2 rRNA genes are annotated in these 3,240 nt (G+C 54.0%); both read left to right on the plus strand.

What is annotated here, in order from left to right:
• Positions 1–90: 90 nt before the first annotated feature.
• Positions 91–2,979 (plus strand): 23S ribosomal RNA (locus tag HZS80_RS23115).
• A gap of 143 nt (positions 2,980–3,122) precedes the next feature.
• Positions 3,123–3,238: ribosomal RNA gene (rrf, locus tag HZS80_RS23120) — 5S ribosomal RNA — on the plus strand.
• Positions 3,239–3,240: the final 2 nt, after the last annotated feature.

Below are 3,240 nucleotides of genomic sequence, written 5' to 3' on the forward strand. Positions count from 1 at the left end.
AAGAAGTGCTTCTTAAATTGTGATACGCGTCAGCGTATCCGGCAAAATGAAACGTGATCATTGCGACATCCAGACTCCTTCGGGTTATAGGGTCAAGCAATGAAGCGCACACGGTGGATGCCTAGGCAGCCAGAGGCGATGAAAGACGTGGTAGCCTGCGATAAGGTTCGGTGAGGTGGCAACAACCTGTGACCCGGACATCTCTGAATGGGGAAACCCACTCATCATAAGATGAGTATCGTGCACTGAATACATAGGTGTACGAGGCGAACCAGGGGAACTGAAACATCTAAGTACCCTGAGGAAAAGAAATCAACCGAGATTCCCCTAGTAGCGGCGAGCGAACGGGGACCAGCCCTTAAGCATGTGACTGATTAGGCGAACAGATTGGGAAGTCTGGCCGTAGCGGGTGATAGCCCCGTAGTCGAAAATCTGATCATGTGAAATCGAGTAGGTCGGGGCACGAGAAACCTTGACTGAAGACGGGGGGACCATCCTCCAAGGCTAAATACTCCTGGCTGACCGATAGTGAACCAGTACCGTGAGGGAAAGGCGAAAAGAACCCCGGAGAGGGGAGTGAAATAGATCCTGAAACCGTGTGCGTACAAGCAGTCGGAGCCCACTTGTTGGGTGACGGCGTACCTTTTGTATAATGGGTCAGCGACTTATATTCAGTGGCGAGGTTAACCGTATAGGGGAGCCGTAGGGAAACCGAGTCTTAACTGGGCGACACAGTCGCTGGATATAGACCCGAAACCGAGCGATCTATCCATGAGCAGGGTGAAGGTTGAGTAACATCAACTGGAGGCCCGAACCAGGATCTGTTGAAAAAGATTTGGATGACTTGTGGATCGGAGTGAAAGGCTAATCAAGCTCGGAGATAGCTGGTTCTCCTCGAAAGCTATTTAGGTAGCGCCTCATGTAGTACCGCCGGGGGTAGAGCACTGTTTCGGCTAGGGGGTCATCCCGACTTACCAACCCGAGGCAAACTCCGAATACCGGTGAGTAACGCGTGGGAGACACACGGCGGGTGCTAACGTCCGTCGTGAAAAGGGAAACAACCCAGACCGTCAGCTAAGGTCCCGAAATCCTGGTTAAGTGGGAAACGATGTGGGAAGGCTCAGACAGCTAGGAGGTTGGCTTAGAAGCAGCCATCCTTTAAAGAAAGCGTAATAGCTCACTAGTCGAGTCGGCCTGCGCGGAAGATGTAACGGGGCTAAACCAGGTACCGAAGCTACGGGTTCATCCTTTGGATGAGCGGTAGAGGAGCGTCGTGTACGCCAATGAAGGTGGATTGAGAAGTCTGCTGGAGGTATCACGAGTGCGAATGCTGACATGAGTAACGATAAAGGGTGTGAAAAACACCCTCGCCGGAAGACCAAGGGTTTCTGTTCGACGCTAATCGGAGCAGAGTGAGTCGGCCCCTAAGGCGAGGCCGAAAGGCGTAGTCGATGGGAAACGGGTCAATATTCCCGTACCGGACATGGTTGCGATGGGGGGACGAAGAAGGCTAGGTGAGCCAGGCGTTGGTTGTCCTGGTGAAAGTGAGTAGGCTGAGGGTTTAGGCAAATCCGGACCCTTAAGGCCGAGACACGAAACGAACTGACCACGGTCAGGAAGTCACTGATGCCACGCTTCCAGGAAAAGCCTCTAAGCTTCAGATCATGTGCGACCGTACCCCAAACCGACACAGGTGGTCAGGGAGAGAATCCCAAGGCGCTTGAGAGAACTCGGGTGAAGGAACTAGGCAAAATGGTGCCGTAACTTCGGGAGAAGGCACGCCGGCGTAGGGTGATGAGACTTGCTCTCTAAGCCCGAACCGGTCGAAGATACCAGGTGGCTGCAACTGTTTATTAAAAACACAGCACTCTGCTAACGCGCAAGCGGACGTATAGGGTGTGACGCCTGCCCGGTGCCGGAAGGTTAAATGATGGTGTTAGCCGCAAGGCGAAGCTCTTGATTGAAGCCCCGGTAAACGGCGGCCGTAACTATAACGGTCCTAAGGTAGCGAAATTCCTTGTCGGGTAAGTTCCGACCTGCACGAATGGCGTAATGATGGCCACGCTGTCTCCACCCGAGACTCAGTGAAATTGAAATCGCCGTGAAGATGCGGTGTACCCGCGGCTAGACGGAAAGACCCCGTGAACCTTTACTATAGCTTCACACTGGACGCTGATGTTGCCTGTGTAGGATAGCTGGGAGGCTTTGAACTCTGGACGCCAGTTCGGAGGGAGCCACCCTTGAAATACCAGCCTGGCATCATTGGCGTTCTCACTCAGGTCCGTTATCCGGATCGAGGACAGTGTGTGGTGGGTAGTTTGACTGGGGCGGTCTCCTCCTAAAGAGTAACGGAGGAGCACGAAGGTACCCTCAGCACGGTCGGACATCGTGCATTGAGTGCAAGAGCATAAGGGTGCTTGACTGCGAGACAGACACGTCGAGCAGGTGCGAAAGCAGGTTCTAGTGATCCGGTGGTTCTGTATGGAAGGGCCATCGCTCAACGGATAAAAGGTACTCCGGGGATAACAGGCTGATACCGCCCAAGAGTTCACATCGACGGCGGTGTTTGGCACCTCGATGTCGGCTCATCACATCCTGGGGCTGAAGTCGGTCCCAAGGGTATGGCTGTTCGCCATTTAAAGTGGTACGCGAGCTGGGTTTAGAACGTCGTGAGACAGTTCGGTCCCTATCTGCCGTGGGCGTTGGATGTTTGAGAAGGGCTGCTCCTAGTACGAGAGGACCGGAGTGGACGACCCTCTGGTGTTCCGGTTGTCACGCCAGTGGCATTGCCGGGTAGCTATGGTCGGACGGGATAACCGCTGAAAGCATCTAAGCGGGAAGCCCCCTTCAAGATGAGACATCCCTGAGGCCTAGAGCCTCCTGAAGGGCCCAGCGAGACCAGCTGGTTGATAGGCACGGTGTGGAAGCGCTGCAAGGCGTTGAGCTAACGTGTACTAATGGCCCGTGAGGCTTGACCCTATAACACCCAAGGGGTCTGGTCGTGATGATGACGTCAATGAAAACCGGATACGTGCGCTGAACTGACTGTTGAAGACAGAAAGTTTGGCAATGAGACGCACACAATTTAGCAATAGTCAGCATGATATGCATTAACAGTTACGCCTGACGACCATAGCACGCGTGAACCACCTGATCCCTTGCCGAACTCAGCAGTGAAACCGCTTAGCGCCGATGGTAGTGTGGGGTCTCCCCATGCGAGAGTAGGTCATCGTCAGGCAC

Source organism: Vreelandella glaciei (assembly GCF_013415125.1).
GTDB lineage: Bacteria > Pseudomonadota > Gammaproteobacteria > Pseudomonadales > Halomonadaceae > Vreelandella > Vreelandella glaciei.